General features: G+C 62.6%; 17 protein-coding genes and 1 rRNA gene (1 of these 18 running past the window's edge). 10 read left to right on the top strand and 8 right to left on the bottom strand.

What is annotated here, in order from left to right; all coding sequences use genetic code 11:
• Positions 1-546: ribosomal RNA gene (locus EJA05_RS02415) — 16S ribosomal RNA — on the bottom strand; it reaches 991 nt to the left of the window's first position.
• Positions 547-1,118: 572 nt separating this feature from the next.
• Positions 1,119-2,318, bottom strand: a complete 1,200-nt coding sequence (gene tyrS / locus EJA05_RS02405) for a tyrosine--tRNA ligase (RefSeq protein ID WP_125861227.1) — start codon at positions 2,316-2,318, stop codon at positions 1,119-1,121.
• A gap of 212 nt (positions 2,319-2,530) precedes the next feature.
• On the opposite strand from tyrS, the gene EJA05_RS02395 reads away from it, so the two are divergent.
• Both EJA05_RS02395 and EJA05_RS02390 read left to right on the top strand, forming a co-directional pair.
• Positions 2,531-3,958, top strand: coding sequence for a peptidoglycan DD-metalloendopeptidase family protein (locus EJA05_RS02395; protein ID WP_125857230.1), 1,428 nt, complete (start codon positions 2,531-2,533; stop codon positions 3,956-3,958).
• Between the two features lie 4 nt (positions 3,959-3,962).
• Positions 3,963-5,054, top strand: coding sequence for an anhydro-N-acetylmuramic acid kinase (locus tag EJA05_RS02390; RefSeq protein ID WP_125857229.1), 1,092 nt, complete (start codon positions 3,963-3,965; stop codon positions 5,052-5,054).
• Positions 5,055-5,114: 60 nt separating this feature from the next.
• Here the strand turns inward: EJA05_RS02390 and erpA are convergent, their stop codons facing one another.
• Positions 5,115-5,465, bottom strand: coding sequence for an iron-sulfur cluster insertion protein ErpA (gene erpA, locus EJA05_RS02385; RefSeq protein WP_125462372.1), 351 nt, complete (start codon positions 5,463-5,465; stop codon positions 5,115-5,117).
• Positions 5,466-5,630: 165 nt separating this feature from the next.
• Positions 5,631-6,665 carry an N-acetyl-gamma-glutamyl-phosphate reductase gene (argC, locus tag EJA05_RS02380; protein WP_110994258.1) on the bottom strand — a complete coding sequence of 345 codons (1,035 nt, stop codon included), beginning with the start codon at positions 6,663-6,665 and terminating at the stop codon, positions 5,631-5,633.
• A 140-nt stretch (positions 6,666-6,805) separates the two neighbouring features.
• On the opposite strand from argC, the gene hemJ reads away from it, so the two are divergent.
• From hemJ to EJA05_RS02345, 7 genes are all read left to right on the top strand, one after another.
• A complete protein-coding gene (hemJ, locus tag EJA05_RS02375; protein ID WP_125462371.1) occupies positions 6,806-7,231 on the top strand; it encodes a protoporphyrinogen oxidase HemJ in 426 nt (141 codons plus the stop codon).
• A 30-nt stretch (positions 7,232-7,261) separates the two neighbouring features.
• Positions 7,262-8,218, top strand: coding sequence for an NAD(P)H-dependent flavin oxidoreductase (locus tag EJA05_RS02370; RefSeq protein ID WP_125857228.1), 957 nt, complete (start codon positions 7,262-7,264; stop codon positions 8,216-8,218).
• Between the two features lie 51 nt (positions 8,219-8,269).
• A complete protein-coding gene (locus EJA05_RS02365) occupies positions 8,270-9,046 on the top strand; it encodes an SDR family NAD(P)-dependent oxidoreductase (RefSeq protein WP_125857227.1) in 777 nt (258 codons plus the stop codon).
• Between the two features lie 64 nt (positions 9,047-9,110).
• A complete protein-coding gene (locus tag EJA05_RS02360; RefSeq protein ID WP_125857226.1) occupies positions 9,111-9,449 on the top strand; it encodes a histidine triad nucleotide-binding protein in 339 nt (112 codons plus the stop codon).
• A gap of 65 nt (positions 9,450-9,514) precedes the next feature.
• Entirely contained in the window at positions 9,515-10,162 is a 648-nt protein-coding gene (gene coq7, locus EJA05_RS02355) for a 2-polyprenyl-3-methyl-6-methoxy-1,4-benzoquinone monooxygenase (RefSeq protein ID WP_110994262.1), read from the top strand.
• Positions 10,163-10,172: 10 nt separating this feature from the next.
• Complete coding sequence (locus tag EJA05_RS02350; RefSeq protein ID WP_125857225.1) at positions 10,173-11,210, top strand: DUF2157 domain-containing protein; 1,038 nt, start codon at positions 10,173-10,175, stop codon at positions 11,208-11,210.
• Positions 11,207-11,638, top strand: a complete 432-nt coding sequence (locus EJA05_RS02345) for a hypothetical protein (protein ID WP_223811879.1) — start codon at positions 11,207-11,209, stop codon at positions 11,636-11,638. The genes EJA05_RS02350 and EJA05_RS02345 overlap by 4 nt, the downstream gene beginning before the upstream one ends.
• Positions 11,639-11,658: 20 nt before the next feature.
• On the opposite strand, the gene EJA05_RS02340 is transcribed toward EJA05_RS02345, so the two are convergent.
• On the bottom strand, positions 11,659-12,081 hold the full coding sequence (locus EJA05_RS02340; protein WP_004376171.1) for an OsmC family protein: 423 nt from the start codon (positions 12,079-12,081) through the stop codon (positions 11,659-11,661).
• Between the two features lie 191 nt (positions 12,082-12,272).
• On the opposite strand from EJA05_RS02340, the gene crp reads away from it, so the two are divergent.
• On the top strand, positions 12,273-12,917 hold the full coding sequence (gene crp, locus EJA05_RS02335; protein ID WP_110994327.1) for a cAMP-activated global transcriptional regulator CRP: 645 nt from the start codon (positions 12,273-12,275) through the stop codon (positions 12,915-12,917).
• On the opposite strand, the gene EJA05_RS02330 is transcribed toward crp, so the two are convergent.
• The 3 genes from EJA05_RS02330 to trpD all read right to left on the bottom strand — a co-directional run bounded on the left by EJA05_RS02330 (position 12,914) and on the right by trpD (position 15,651).
• Positions 12,914-13,618, bottom strand: coding sequence for a lipoate--protein ligase family protein (locus tag EJA05_RS02330; protein WP_110994265.1), 705 nt, complete (start codon positions 13,616-13,618; stop codon positions 12,914-12,916). The genes crp and EJA05_RS02330 overlap by 4 nt on opposite strands.
• 153 nt (positions 13,619-13,771) lie before the next feature.
• A complete protein-coding gene (gene trpC, locus EJA05_RS02325) occupies positions 13,772-14,605 on the bottom strand; it encodes an indole-3-glycerol phosphate synthase TrpC (RefSeq protein WP_125857224.1) in 834 nt (277 codons plus the stop codon).
• On the bottom strand, positions 14,602-15,651 hold the full coding sequence (trpD, locus tag EJA05_RS02320) for an anthranilate phosphoribosyltransferase (protein WP_125857223.1): 1,050 nt from the start codon (positions 15,649-15,651) through the stop codon (positions 14,602-14,604). The genes trpC and trpD overlap by 4 nt, the downstream gene beginning before the upstream one ends.
• Positions 15,652-15,654 lie beyond the last annotated feature (3 nt).

The following is a 15,654-nucleotide window of genomic DNA, read 5'->3' as shown; positions in this document are numbered from 1 at the left end:
AACGCTTGCACCCTCTGTATTACCGCGGCTGCTGGCACAGAGTTAGCCGGTGCTTATTCTGTCGGTAACGTCAAAACAGCAAGGTATTAACTTACTGCCCTTCCTCCCAACTTAAAGTGCTTTACAATCCGAAGACCTTCTTCACACACGCGGCATGGCTGGATCAGGCTTTCGCCCATTGTCCAATATTCCCCACTGCTGCCTCCCGTAGGAGTCTGGACCGTGTCTCAGTTCCAGTGTGACTGATCATCCTCTCAGACCAGTTACGGATCGTCGCCTTGGTGAGCCATTACCTCACCAACTAGCTAATCCGACCTAGGCTCATCTGATAGCGCAAGGCCCGAAGGTCCCCTGCTTTCTCCCGTAGGACGTATGCGGTATTAGCGTTCCTTTCGAAACGTTGTCCCCCACTACCAGGCAGATTCCTAGGCATTACTCACCCGTCCGCCGCTGAATCGAAGAGCAAGCTCTTCTCATCCGCTCGACTTGCATGTGTTAGGCCTGCCGCCAGCGTTCAATCTGAGCCATGATCAAACTCTTCAGTTCAATACTGCTTGGGTTTTTAAGAAACCCTAAACTTGGCTCAGCAATCTCAAATGACTATGTGATTTCTCGCATGGCCACTTGTGATGCTGATAATCTTTTTGACTATCAGTCCGTACTCACAAGCACCCACACGAATTGCTTGATTCAATTTGTTAAAGAGCGTTTGGTTAAGAGCTTTTCGTCTCAACCGAGGCGCGCATTCTACGCTTTCCTCATTTGCTGTCAAGCGTTTATTTTGAAGTTCTTTCCGAGAAACTCGTTTAGCTTCAACCGCTTAACTCGCCGCGATCTCTCGTAGCGGGAGGCGAATCATACAGCGTTACAACCTGCTGTCAACCACCTTTTTTTCACTGCTGCCGATCGTGAGACCGAAACGCTTCCGAAGCTTTCGATTCGCTTAACTCATTGAATTTCAAGGAGTTTTGCGTTCCGTTGTCGCTGGAAGTGGGGCGCATTATAAGGGGATCTGAAACCCCGTCAACCTTTAATTTCAAGAAAGCTTCATTTGCCTGAAAACAAAGCGGGGAGGCCTGTCGGCCTCCCCGCTTCTATATAGCTACGCCACCAGGAGATCACTCAGCCTTGAGAGTAACCCGCCCAAAGGCTTTCTTACCCGCCTGGCACACATGGGTAGCGCCCAGGGCAAACATGAAATCACGCTCAACCACCGCACCATCAACCTTCACGGCGCCAGCACTGAGCAGATCCCGTGCCTGAGCCGAGTTTTTCACAAGCCCAGCCCGGTTCAACACAGCAGCAATCGGCAAGCTTTCAGCCGCAGCGACTTCGATCTCGGGCAGATCCTCAGGCAGCTCGCCTTCCTTCATCCGATTACCCGCCGCACGGTGAGCGCTGGCAGCAGCCTCTTCACCATGGAAGCGCGCAACGATTTCTTCCGCCAGCTTGATCTTGATGTCACGCGGATTCGCGCCCTGCGCCACATCTGCACGGAACTGGTCGATCTCTTCCATGGAACGGAAGCTGAGCAGCTCGAAGTAACGCCACATCAAAGTGTCCGGAATCGACACGAGCTTGCTGAACATCACACCCGGCGCTTCCTGGATACCGACGTAGTTACCCAACGACTTGGACATCTTCTTCACGCCATCAAGCCCTTCGAGCAGCGGCATGGTGACGATGTTCTGAGCCTCCTGACCATAAGAGCGCTGCAGCTCACGCCCCATCAACAGGTTGAACTTCTGGTCCGTACCACCCAGCTCGACGTCCGCCTTCAGCGCCACCGAGTCATAGCCCTGTACCAGCGGATAGAGGAACTCATGGATCGCGATCGGCTGATTGCTGCTGTAGCGCTTGTCGAAGTCGTCACGCTCGAGCATGCGCGCGACCGTGTACTGCGAGGCCAGGCGGATGAAATCAGCCGGCGTGAGCTTATCCATCCAGGTGGAGTTGAACGCGACCTCGGTCTTGGCCGGATCAAGAATCTTGAACACCTGCTGCTTATAGGTCTCGGCGTTATCCAGCACCTGTTCGCGCGTCAGCGGCGGGCGAGTGGCACTCTTGCCGCTCGGGTCACCGATCATGCCGGTGAAGTCACCAATCAGGAAGATCACCTGGTGGCCCAGATCCTGGAATTGGCGCAGCTTGTTGATCAGCACCGTGTGGCCCAGGTGCAGGTCCGGCGCGGTAGGGTCGAAGCCCGCTTTGATACGCAGCGGTTGGCCGCGCTTGAGCTTCTCCACCAGTTCCGACTCGACCAATACCTCTTCCGCACCGCGCTTGATTAGCGCCAGCTGCTCTTCAACAGACTTCATAGACAGACCCGCAAGGCTCAGATTCAAGGGGAGCCAACCATACAAGATCGGCCATCAAATACAAGTTTCGCAACGGAATGTGACCCGAACGGCGCAACGCAACGTCTACGCGCCTTGCGCGAGAAGGGTTTTGGTTATATTTTATACAGTTATTTCATCTTCATCATGTCATTCATCTTTTCCACTTTATCCTTTTCAAAGTCACCTCACTTATGACCAACGAAACGCCTAAAGCGCCCCCGCTTTATCCGAAAAGCCATCTGTTGGCCGCCAGCGGCATCGCTGCTCTCCTCAGCCTGGCCTTGCTGGTATTCCCTTCCAGCGAAGTAGAAGCCAAGAAAACCACGCTAAGCCTGGAGCTGGAGAGCCCGGCAGAGCAGCTGAAGGAAGAGTCCCGCGTCGCGCCACTGGTGCAATCCGAACAACGCACCGACTCGCCCTTCGCCCAGATCGAAGGCGATGAAGCGGACACCGCCCAGGCCAAGCCCGAGAGCAAGCCAGAGCCCGCCCCAGTCGCCAAACAGGAAGACAAGGCCCCCGGCCACCGCGAGGTAGTCGTGGCCCGCGGCGATACGCTCTCCACACTGTTCAACAAGGTCGGCCTGCCGGCCAACGCCGTCCACGACCTGCTGGCGAGCAACAAGCAAGCCAAGCAGTTCAGCCAGCTCAAGCATGGCCAGGTGCTGCAGTTCGAACTGGACAAGAACGGCCAACTGACCAGCCTGCACAGCAAGGTCAGCAACCTCGAAACCATCCGCCTGACCCGCACCGACAAGGGCTTCAGCTTCGATCGCGAAGTCAGCAAGCCGGTCATGCGAACCGCCTACGCCCACGGTGTTATCAAGAGTTCGCTTTCGGCCTCGGCCCAGCGCGCGGGCCTGTCCCACAGCATGACCATGGACATGGCACGCATCCTCGGTTACGACATCGACTTCGCCCAGGACATCCGCCCGGGCGACGAATTCGACGTGGTCTACGAGCAGAAGATGATGGACGGCAAGGTGGTCGGTACCGGCAACATCCTGTCGGCCCGCTTCACCAACCGCGGCAAGACCTACACCGCCGTGCGCTACACCAACAAGCAAGGCAACACCAACTACTACACAGCCGACGGCAACAGCCTGCGCAAGGCGTTCATCCGTACGCCGGTGGACTTCGCCCGCATCAGTTCGCGCTTTTCCGCCGGCCGCAAACACCCGATTCTGAACAAGATCCGCGCCCACAAGGGTGTCGATTACGCCGCCCCGCGCGGCACACCAATCAAGGCCGCCGGCGATGGGCGCATCGAGCTGGCCGGGCGCCGTGGTGGCTATGGCAACACCGTGATCATTGCCCACGGCAACGCGTACAAGACTCTGTACGGCCACATGCAGGGCTTCGCCAAGGGCATCAAGACCGGCAGCAGCGTCAAACAAGGCCAGGTCATCGGCTACATCGGCACTACCGGCCTGTCGACCGGTCCACACCTGCACTACGAGTTCCAGGTCAACGGCGTGCACGTCGACCCACTGAGCCAGAAGGTGCCGATGGCCGACCCGATCGCCAAGGCTGAGCGCGCGCGCTTCAACCAGCAGAGCCAACCCTTGATCGCCCGTATGGATCAGGAAAAGGCCACCCTGCTCGCCGCCAACAAGCGCTGACCACATGGCGCTCTATCTTGGCGTGATGTCCGGGACCAGCCTTGATGGCCTGGACATCGCCCTGATCGAACAACGCGAGCAGCTTCGGCTGCTCGCCACCCACTACATCCCCATGCCCACCGACCTGCGCCAACAGCTGCTTGGCCTCTGCGCCAGCGGCCCCGACGAGATCGCCCGCGCGGCACTGGCGGAGAACCACTGGGCAACCCTCGCCGCCGAAGGGATCAACTACCTGCTGCGCGAGCAAGGCCTGCAGCCCGATGCGATCGACGCCATCGGCAGCCATGGGCAGACCATTCGCCACGAACCTGCCCGCGGCTTTACGGTACAGATCGGCAACCCGGCGCTGCTGGCCGAGCTGACCGGCATCTGCGTGGTCGGTGACTTCAGGCGCCGCGACGTCGCGGCGGGCGGCCAGGGCGCGCCACTGGTGCCGGCCTTCCACGAAGCGCTGTTCGGCCACCTTGGCCAGCGCCTGGCGATTCTCAATGTGGGCGGCTTCAGCAACCTCAGCCTGATCGAGACCGGCAAGCCAGTGCATGGCTTCGACTGCGGGCCGGGCAATGTGCTGCTGGATGCCTGGATCGAGCGCAAGCGCGGCCAGGTATTTGATGCCGATGGCGCCTGGGCGGCGAGCGGGGCGGTGCAGCCGGACTTGCTCCATGCACTGCTGAGCGACCCGTTCTTCGCTGGCAGCGGCCCGAAAAGCACCGGCCGCGAGGTCTTCAACCTGCCTTGGCTCGACGGCCATCTCGCCCAACTGCCCAGCTACCGCGACGAAGATGTACAGGCCACCCTGCTGGAGCTGACCGCACGCAGCATCATCGACTCGCTAGGCCAGGCTCAACAAGGCACCGAAGCCTTGCTGGTGTGCGGCGGAGGCGCCCGCAACGGCGCGCTGATGGCACGCTTGGCGCAACTGCTGCCGGGTGCCCAGGTGTCCAGCACCGCGGCCCACGGCGTCGATCCGGACTGGGTCGAGGCCATGGCCTTTGCCTGGCTGGCCCATTGCTGCCTGGCACGCATCCCCGCCAACCGGCCCAGCGTCACTGCCGCCAGGGGCCTGCGCGTCCTCGGCGCCATCTATTCCGCTTAACCAGCCCGCACAATGCAAAACGCCGCGCAATTGCGCGGCGTTTTCATGTCAGCTCATGGATCAGATCGAGAACGACGAACCACAGCCACAGGTGGTGCTGGCATTCGGGTTCTTGATCACGAAGCGCGAACCTTCCAGGCCTTCCTGGTAGTCCACTTCGGCGCCCGCCAGGTACTGGAAGCTCATCGGGTCGACCACCAGCGCGACGCCTTCACGCTCGACGATGGTGTCATCCTCGGCCACGTCTTCATCGAAGGTGAAGCCGTACTGGAAGCCCGAGCAACCACCGCCCGTCACGAAAACGCGCAGCTTCAGACGCTCGTTGCCCTCTTCGCTGACCAGGGTCTTCACCTTGTGTGCAGCCCCTGGGGTGAATTCCAAAGCCGTGGGGGTGAAGGTTTCGACGCTCATGCTGATTCTCCCGGCGCAGTGCCGCCATAAAACTCGATGGCGCGTATTATCCGCTTGTCCGAGAAAATTGGTCAACAATACGAAAGCTGCAAGCGACTAGCCGCAAGCTGCAAGCCGAATACGACAGCCCCGCTTGCAGCTTGAAGCTTGCAACTTGCCACTGCTTTAAGGCAGCAGGCCGGCGTGGGACAGGCCCATGCGCTCGTCCAGGCCGAACAGGATGTTCAGGTTCTGCACCGCCTGGCCGGACGCGCCCTTGACCAGGTTGTCGATCACCGACAGTACCACCACCAGGTCGCCACCCTGTGGCCGGTGCACAGCGATACGGCAGACGTTGGCGCCGCGCACGCTGCGGGTCTCCGGGTGGCTGCCGGCCGGCATCACGTCGACGAACGGTTCGTTGGCATAGCGCTTTTCGAACAGCGCCTGCAAATCGACCGACGTATCAACGACGTTGGCATAAAGGGTGGCGTGAATGCCGCGGATCATTGGGGTCAGGTGGGGCACGAAGGTCAGGCCGATGTCCTTGCCTGCGGCCAGACGCAGGCCTTGGCTGATTTCCGGCAGATGGCGATGCCCTTTGACTGCATAGGCCTTCATGCTTTCGCCGGCCTCGCAGAACAGCGAACCTACGGCGGCACCACGGCCTGCACCACTGACGCCAGACTTGCAGTCGGCGATCAGCCGCGAAGGGTCGGCCAGGCCAGCTTCCAGCAACGGCAGGAAGCCCAGTTGGGTAGCGGTCGGGTAGCAACCGGGCACGGCGATCAGGCGCGCCTGGCGGATCTTCTCGCGGTTCACTTCAGGCAGGCCGTAGACCGCGTCCTTGAGCAGTTCAGGCGCGCCGTGCGGCTGCCCGTACCACTTGCCCCACTCCACAGCGTCCTGCAGGCGGAAGTCGGCGGACAGGTCGATGACCTTGGTGCCCGCCGCCAGCAGCTCGCCGGCCAGGGCGTGGGCCACGCCGTGCGGGGTAGCGAAGAACACCACATCACAGGCGCCCAGCGCCTTGCTGTCCGGCACGCTGAAACACAGCCCGTCGTAGTGGCCGCGCAGGTTGGGGTACATGTCGGCAACCGCCACGCCCGCTTCGGAGCGCGAAGTGATGACCGCCACTTCGGCCTGTGGATGCTGCGCCAGCAGACGCAGCAGTTCGACACCGGTGTAACCCGTGCCGCCGACGATACCGACCTTGATCATAACGCTTGCCCCTTATCAACGAGCCCACTGGAAAGCGCACGATAATAGGGGCCCGGCAGGCCTGTAACAACTATTCCCATGACCCTTCGGCGCTTGCCCACTACTATTCGCACGACCGTGAAAACCTGAAGGAACCGCACATGCTCTATCTATGGATCAAGGCGCTGCACATCGTCAGCGTGGTTTGCTGGTTCGCCGGCCTGTTCTACCTGCCACGCCTGTTCGTCTACCACGCCCAGAGCCAGGACAGCATCAGCCTCGAGCGCTTCATCACCATGGAGCGCAAGCTGTACCGGGGCATCATGAACCCGGCGATGATCGCCACCTATGTGTTCGGCGGCTGGATGCTCTACCTCAACCCCGGCTGGCTGAGCCAGGGCTGGCTGCACGCCAAGTTGACCCTGGTGGTGCTGCTGACCGCCTACCATCATATCTGCGGCGCCCAGCGCAAGCGCTTCGCCGCCGGCACCAATACCCGCAGCCACGTGTACTACCGCTGGTTCAACGAGGCGCCGGTACTGATCCTGCTGGGGATCGTAATTCTGGTGGTGGTCAAACCGTTCTGACGATAACCCGCCCCGCACAGGAGTTTCGCCATGTCCCTGCCCGCCTCGCTGCAACAGCGGCTGCGCCTGCCACTGGTGGCCGCGCCGATGTTCCTGATTTCCAACCCGCAACTGGTGCTGGCCTGTTGCGCCAGCGGTGTGGTGGGCAGCTTCCCTGCGCTCAACCAGCGCGACAGCGCAGGCTTCAAGGCCTGGCTGGAGGAGATCGAAGCAGGCCTGGCTCAGTTGCAGGCGCCAGCACCCTATGCAGTCAACCTGATCGTCCATCCGAGCAATCCGCGTCTGCAGGCCGACCTCGCCCTGTGCGTCGAGCATCGCGTGCCCATCGTCATCACCAGCCTCGGTGCAGTGAAGGAGGTGGTGGATGCAGTGCACGGCTACGGCGGCCTGGTGTTCCATGACGTGACCACCCGGCGCCATGCGCAGAAGGCGGCAGAGGCCGGTGTCGATGGGCTGATCGCCGTGGCCGCCGGCGCTGGTGGCCATGCCGGCACCTGGAGCCCGTTCGCCCTGGTCGCCGAGATCCGCCAGTTCTTCGACAAGACCCTGCTGCTGGCGGGCTGCCTCAACCACGGCCACGAACTGCTCGCGGCGCAATTGCTGGGGGCAGACCTGGGCTACATGGGCACGCGCTTCATCGCCACCCGTGAGAGCCAGGCACAGGACGCCTATAAACAGATGATCCTCGGCGCAACCGCCGCCGATATCATCCACACGCCAGCAGTATCCGGCATCCCGGCCAGTTTTCTGCGACAAAGCCTGGACCAGGCCGGTTACGACCTCGCGGCGCTCACCAGCAGCCATGAGGCCGGCAAGCTCAAGCCGCTGGACGAGGAAGCCAAGGCCTGGAAGACCGTCTGGTCCGCAGGCCAAGGCGTCGGCGAGATCAACGACCTGCCCAGCGCCGCAGCCCTGATCGAACGCCTGCACAGCGAATACCGAGGCGCCCTGAATCGCGCCCAACAGCTACGCAGCAACGCCTTGTAGCAAACCAACCAGGCTGTAAACTAGGCGCCCCTTACGCCCCAGGAGCCTTGCATGACCCGTTACGCCATGATTACCGGCGCTTCCAGCGGCCTGGGCCTGGCCCTGGCGGAGGCCCTGGCGCGGCGCGGGCGCAATCTGATCCTGGTGGCACGCCAGCGCGAGACGCTGGAGCCGGTGGCCATCGAACTGACCCAACGTTTTGGCGTGGAGGTGCTGTTCCGCGCCTGCGACCTCAGCCAGCCCCTGCGCCTGTCAGGGTTCGTGCTTGAACTGGAGGAAGGCGAGCGGCGCATCGACCTGCTGGTCAATTGCGCAGGCCAACGCACCTACGGGCCCTTCCTTGCCCATGAATGGGCCGACGAGCAGGACCTGCTGGAGGTCAATATCCTGGCCCTGAGCCGCCTGTGCCATGCCATCGGCAACCTGATGGCCGTGCAGGGTGGCGGACAGATCCTCAATGTCGCAGGCCTGGCCGGGGTCGCGCCCGGCCCCTGGATGGCCGCCTACGCCGCCAGCAAGGCCTATGTGCTCAGCTTCAGCGAAGCCTTGCGCGAAGAGCTCGGGCGCGCCGGGATCAAAGTCTCGGTGCTGTGCCCAGGGCCGGTTCGTTCATCGCGCCGGCGTATTCCCCGCCTCGACGACAACAGCCCGAGCCCCGAGGAGATCGCGCTGTACACAGTACGCGCCCTGGACAAGAACCGCGCGCGGATCATCCCAGGCCGGCGCAACCGCTGGCTGGCCTTTGCCCCGCGCCTGTTGCCGCGCTGGTTGGCGCGCAAGCTGGCCGGCGTGATCCACCGCCGCTACTGCCCGGTCGGCATGGAATAAGCACTGGGCGAGTGGCAGCGGGCTCAGTACACTCGGCCCGGACACTCACCATGGAGCATGTGCTGTGGACGATCTATTCCTCAAAATCATCAACCGGGAAATCCCGGCGGATATCATCTACGAAGATGACCAGATCCTCGCCTTCAAGGATATCGCCCCCGCGGCGCCGGTCCATTTCCTGGTCATCCCGAAGAAACACATCCGCACCCTCAACGACCTGACCGAAGAAGACAAAGCCCTGGCCGGGCACATCCTCTTCACCGCCCAGCGCCTGGCCATCGAGCAAGGCTGCGAGGAAGGCTTCCGCGTCGTCATGAACTGCAACCCCCAAGGTGGCCAGACCGTCTACCACATCCATATGCACGTGCTTGGCCAGCGCCAGATGCACTGGCCACCGGGCTGATCCAGGGCAAGCCCCCTCCAGCCGATTGCGGTAAACTGTCGGGCACACTCTAGTGGAGGTGCCCGATGGCTACCGAACGTCACTACTCGCCGCTCGACCGCTTGTTGCTGCAGGCCGATACCGCCATGCGCACCCTGCTCCCCTTCAGCGGCCAACCTTCGCGCCCGTCACCGGCGATCATCCAGCCCGACGCCGAACTCGACGAGCAGCAGAGCCGCCATGTCGCCGGCCTGATGCGCATCAACCACACCGGTGAAGTCTGCGCCCAGGCGCTCTACCAGGGCCAGGCCCTGACCGCCAAGCTGCCCCAGGTGCGCAAGGCCATGGAGCATGCGGCAGAAGAAGAAATCGACCACCTGGCCTGGTGCGAGCAGCGTATTCGCCAGCTCAACAGCCACCCCAGTGTGCTCAACCCGTTGTTCTACGGCATGTCCTTCGGCATCGGCGCACTCGCCGGCCTGGTCAGCGACAAGGTCAGCCTGGGTTTCGTCGCCGCCACCGAGCATCAGGTGTGCAAACACCTGGACGAGCACCTTGAGCAGATCCCCGAGAGCGATGGCAAATCCCGCGCCATCCTCGAACAGATGCGCGTCGACGAAGAGCACCACGCCGAGTCCGCGCTGGAAGCTGGTGGCTATCGCTTCCCGGCACCCATCCGTTTCGGCATGAGCCTGATGGCCAAGGTCATGACCAAGAGCACCTACCGCATCTGAGGCACAGCGCATGGAACGCTTCGACGCCAAGGACCTGGCACGCGCGGTAGACGCCGGTGTACTGCAACCGGGCCAGGACCATGCGCTGCTGGACTTCCTGCGCCAGCAGCCACAAAGCCGCGGCAGCTTCCAGCTGGCCCACGTCGCCTTCTACTTCGGCGCCCTGCTGATCATGGGGGCGATGGGCTGGTTGCTCACCGAAGCCTGGATGCGGATCGGCGACAGTGCACTGCTGGCCATCGCCCTGCTCTACATCGCCACCCTCACCCTGTTCGCCCTGTCCCTGCAACGCCGCGTGCAGCCCATCGCCGCCGGCGTGCTGGCGGCCGTCGCGGTGAGTATCGTGCCGCTGGCGGTTTTCGCCGTGGAACGGCTGGTGGGCTGGTGGCCGCTGGACGATGCCCAGGGTGACTATCACCAGTACTACACCTATGTGCAGGGCGGCTGGCTGGCCATGGAGGCCGCAACCGTGGTGGCTGGCCTGCTGATGCTGCGCCTGGTGCCCTTCCCGTTCATCGTCATGCCGATCGCACTCGCACTGTGGTTCATGTCCATGGACCTGACCGAGTGGGTGTATGGCGATGTGTTCAGCTGGGAGCAGCGACGAACGGTCTCGGTGTGGTTCGGCCTGGTCGTCCTGGTGGTGTTCGTCGGTGTCGATGGCCGCACCCGCCAGGACTACGCTGGCTGGGGCTATCTGGCAGGCCTGTTGGCGTTCTGGGGCGGGCTGACGTCGATGGACAGCGCCAGCGAACTGGGCAAGGCATTGTATTGCCTGATCAACCTGGGGCTGATGGGGCTGGCCGTGTTGTTGCGCCGGCCGGTGTTTATGGTATTCGGGGCGATGGGCGTGGCGGCCTATCTCGGCTATCTGTCCTACGAGGTATTTGCCGACTCGCTGCTGTTCCCGCTGGTGCTCACCCTGATCGGCCTTGGCGTTATCGGCCTGGGCCTGCTGTACCAGAAACGACGGGAAGCCTTGAGTGCACAGCTGCGGGCCAAGCTACCCGAGCGCCTGTTGCAGTTGCTGCCGGCGTTGCGCCGTTGAAGTTCCGACTGACCACGGCTCGGTTGCTGCAAAGCCTCGGGCTGATACCGGTTGCCTATGCGTTTGTCTGCCTGATGACGGCGGCCATCAGGCAAACCGCATTCAGCCTGCAACTGCCAGACCTCGGCGAGCCCGACAGCAACAGTGTGGTCGAGCTGCTGCTGTTCACAGTGCCTGGGCTGCTGCTGTTCCTTCTGCCGGCTTACAACTGCCGCAAGCGTCGTACGCTCATCGCCCTGTTCAGCTTGGCCGCCTTGGTCACGGCACTGCTGCAGTGCATGCTGTTTGCCCAAAGTTTCGGCAACACCTGGAGCACCAGCGAAATACTCGGGCTACTGCTGTTCAACATCCCGTTGCTGCTGCTCGCGTTCGCCCCGGGCGTCGCCTGGCTACTGGCCGCTGAGCGGCTGAACCTGCAAAGCGCCTGACAACCAGGCGCCATTGCCGGTCACCCGAGTTCGACAATCTCGTAACCGTGGGTGATTTCCACCCCGGCTCGCTCGAGCATGATCGATGCCGAGCAATATTTTTCGGCCGACAGCTCCACCGCGCGCTTGACCTGTGCTTCTTTCAGCCCACGCCCTTTGACCACGAAGTTCATATGGATCTTGGTGAACACCTTGGGGTCCTCACTGGCGCGCTCGGCTTCCAGGAAAGCTTCGCAGCTCTCCACCGCCTGACGCGACTTCTTGAGGATGCTGACCACGTCGAAGCTGCTGCAACCGCCCAGCCCCAACAGCAGCATTTCCATCGGGCGCACGCCAAGGTTGCGGCCGCCGGCTTCGGGCGGGCCGTCCATGACCACCACATGGCCACTCCCCGACTCGCCGAGGAACATTGCTTCACCCGCCCACTGGATGCGTGCCTTCATCTATCCGGACTCCCGATCTCGTAAAAAGGGTGCCAGCTTAGACCTTGTGACGCTGTCGGAAAAGCTCAAGGCGCAGCGCTTTAATGCCGATACATGGACACGTGTCTGATAAGCTGGCGCCAAATGACTGGCGCATCACGCCAGGCAGCCTCAATAAAAAACCAATGCCTCACATCGAACAGGATTTCGTGATGGTCTCCTCAGCCCTTGCGCCCAAGATCAAGAACATCGAAAAGCTGCTGGTGCACTGCCAGCGCCGTCGCTACGCCGCCAAAAGCAACATCATCTGCGCGGGCGACCGGGCCGAGACCCTCTCGTTCATCATCAAAGGCTCGGTGACCATCCTGATCGAGGACGACGACGGCCACGAGATGATCATCGCCTACCTCAACAACGGCGACTTCTTTGGTGAGCTGGGCCTGTTCGAGCCCGCCGGCCAGGAGCATCAGCGCAGCGCCTGGGTGCGGGCCAAGACCGAATGCGAAGTGGCCGAGATCAGCTACGACAAATTCCGCGAGCTGGGCCGCCAGGACCCGGAGATTCTCTACGCCCTCGGCGCGCAAATGGCCCAGCGGCTGCGCAACACCACGCGCAAGGTCGGCGACCTGGCCTTCTTCGACGTGACCGGCCGGGTTGCCCGTTGCCTGCTCGAACTGTGCAGGCAGCCAGACGCCATGACCCACCCCGACGGCATGCAGATCAAGATCACCCGCCAGGAGATCGGACGCATCGTCGGCTGTTCGCGGGAAATGGTCGGCCGCGTCCTCAAGGATCTCGAGGAGCGCAGCCTGGTGCAGGTGAAGGGCAAGACCATGGTGGTCTACGGCACCCGTTAGTCCTTGGGCAACCCGGCAATGACTTCGGCATAGGCCAAGGAAAGGCGCTCGAACCAGGGCGCCTGTGGCGCCACTTCATGCAAGGCGATATGGCTGTCGGCCCGGCAACGCTGTTCAAGCTCGCAACATTCATTGAAACGATTGACCGCCGCCACCATCGATTCGCGCTCGTTGTCCAGCAGCAGTGCACCATGCACCAACACCACCGGGCGCTTGCCACCCAGGCCCTGGCGCCAGCGCTGGGCAGTGCCGACCAGTTTGCGGCCGTTCAGGTTGACGTTGTAACGGCCATCGCAGAAGGCGCCATCGATTTCCCCCACCGACGCCACCCCACCCCACTCGCGCAGTACATCGCACAGTGGCAGGCACAGTCGCTCGTAGGCATTCTCGATGCGCCCGTGATCGCCTTCGCTGCGCGGTGCGACGTAGACCAGCGCCACGTTCACGGTTGAGTGCGACTGCGGCACAGGCTCACCACCGGTTTCGCGCAGCAGTACCGGCCAGCCGGCGATCGCCAACTCGGCGCAGGCGGCTTCGAAGTTATCCAGACGACTCATCCGGCGTGGCATCACCAGCGCATGATCGGTGGGGCGCCAGAACAGCACGCCAGCGTCACGCTCGCCACGGCACACGGCGGCCAGCAATTCCTGCTCAGCGTGCAGGCCCTGTTCGACAGTCAGGGCCAGGGGTTGATCGGTCATTGATCCACCTATGTTGAAAGCTCTACCGGCCTCATCGCGGGGCAAGCCCGCTCCCACGCAAATGCTGTGACAACGTGGAGCGGGCTTGCCCCGCGATGAGGCCCTCGAATACAGACACAAAAAAGCCGGCAACAAGCGCCGGCTTCGGTTCGATCAGTCCAGGGCCTGAACGGTCTTCTTCACCTGATCAGGGAAGAACAGCCGCTGCAGTTCCAGCCCCGGCTGTTCGGCGCGCATGAACGCCTCGCCAACCAGGAACGAATACACCTCGTTGATTGCCATCAACTCGACATCGGCCCGATTGAGGATGCCACTCTCGGTGATGGCCAGGCGATCGCGGGGGATGCGCGGCAGCAGGTCGAGCGTGGTCTCCAGGCTGACCTCGAAGGTGTGCAGGTTACGGTTGTTGACGCCGACCAGCGGGGTATCGAGGGTCTTCAGCGCGCGCTCCAGCTCATCGCCGTCGTGCACTTCGACCAGCACGTCGAGGCCGACGTCCTTGGCCGTGGCGGCCAGCTCGGCCATCTTCACGTCATCCAGCGCCGAGACGATAAGCAGCACGCAATCGGCCCCCAAGGCGCGAGCTTCGACGATCTGGTACGGGTCAACCATGAAGTCCTTGCGGATCACCGGCAGCGACACCGCGGCGCGGGCCTGCTGCAGGTACGCGTCGGCACCCTGGAAGTAATCCACGTCGGTCAGCACCGACAGGCAGGTCGCCCCGCCTTTTTCATAGCTGACCGCGATCTCGGCCGGCACGAAGTGCTCGCGAATCACACCCTTGCTTGGCGAAGCCTTCTTGATTTCGGCGATCACCGCCGGCTGCTTGCGCTTGGCCTGCTCGATCAGGGCATTGGCGAAGCCGCGCGGGGCGTCAGCCGCCTTGGCCAGGCGCTCCAGTTCGGCGAGGCTGACCCGCGCACTGCGCTCGGCCACTTCCTGGAACTTGCGGGCGATGATCCTTTCCAGCACCGTCGGCACGCTCATGCTTCGTTCTCCACTTTGAATACCGCGGTAAAGGCGCCCAGCTCCTGCAGCTTTTCCCAGGCCAGCCCGGTGTGCAGCACGTCGTGGGCCAGTTCCACGCCCTGGGCCAGGGTCATGGCGTGATCGGCGGCGTACAGCGCCGCACCGGCATTGAGCACGATCATTTCGGCGGCCTTCTGGCCGTTCTCGGTCTTGCGCCGGCCCAATGCGTCACGGATCAAGTCCAGCGACGCCTGCGGGCCATCGACCGCCAGGCCGTGCAGGCTCTGGCTCTTCATGCCGAGGTCTTCGGGCTCGACCCAATACTCGGTGATCTGGTCATTCTTCAGTTCGGCAACGAAGGTGGGCGCGGCCAGGCTGAACTCGTCCAGACCGTCCTTGGAATGCACCACCAGCACATGCTTGCTGCCAAGGCGCTGCAGCACTTCGGCCAGCGGGCGGCACAGCGCCTGGTTGAACACCCCGACCACCTGATGCTTCACCCCGGCCGGATTCGTAAGCGGGCCGAGCATGTTGAACAGGGTGCGCAGCCCCAGCTCGCGACGCGGGCCGGCGGCATACTTCATGGCCTTGTGGTGGCTCTGGGCGAACATGAAACCGATCCCCAGGCTGTCAATGCAGCGGGCGACCTGCACCGGGGTGAGGTTCAGGTAGATACCGGCGGCTTCCAGCAGGTCGGCGCTGCCGCTCTTGCCGGACACCGCGCGGTTGCCGTGCTTGGCCACCGGGCAGCCGGCGGCCGCGAGGACGAACGACGACGCGGTGGAGACGTTGAAGATGTTGGCGCCATCGCCGCCGGTGCCGACGATGTCGACCACGCCGTCGAGGCTCTTGAGTTCGACCTTGTCGGCCAGCTCGCGCATCACCGACACCGCGCCGACGATCTCGTCGATGCTTTCGCTCTTCATGCGCATGCCCATCAGGAAGGCGCCGATCTGCGCCTCGCTGCACTGGCCGGTCATGATCTGGCGCATGACCTCGCGCATTTCATCGGTGCTCAGGTCCAGGTGGCCGACGATACGGCTCAACGCAGTCTTGATATCCATGAT

The sequence above is a fragment of the Pseudomonas oryziphila genome, from assembly GCF_003940825.1.
Classification (GTDB): Bacteria; Pseudomonadota; Gammaproteobacteria; order Pseudomonadales; family Pseudomonadaceae; genus Aquipseudomonas; species Aquipseudomonas sichuanensis.
Note: the sequence above shows the minus strand (reverse complement) of the source record. Positions and strands in the feature narration are given on the sequence as shown.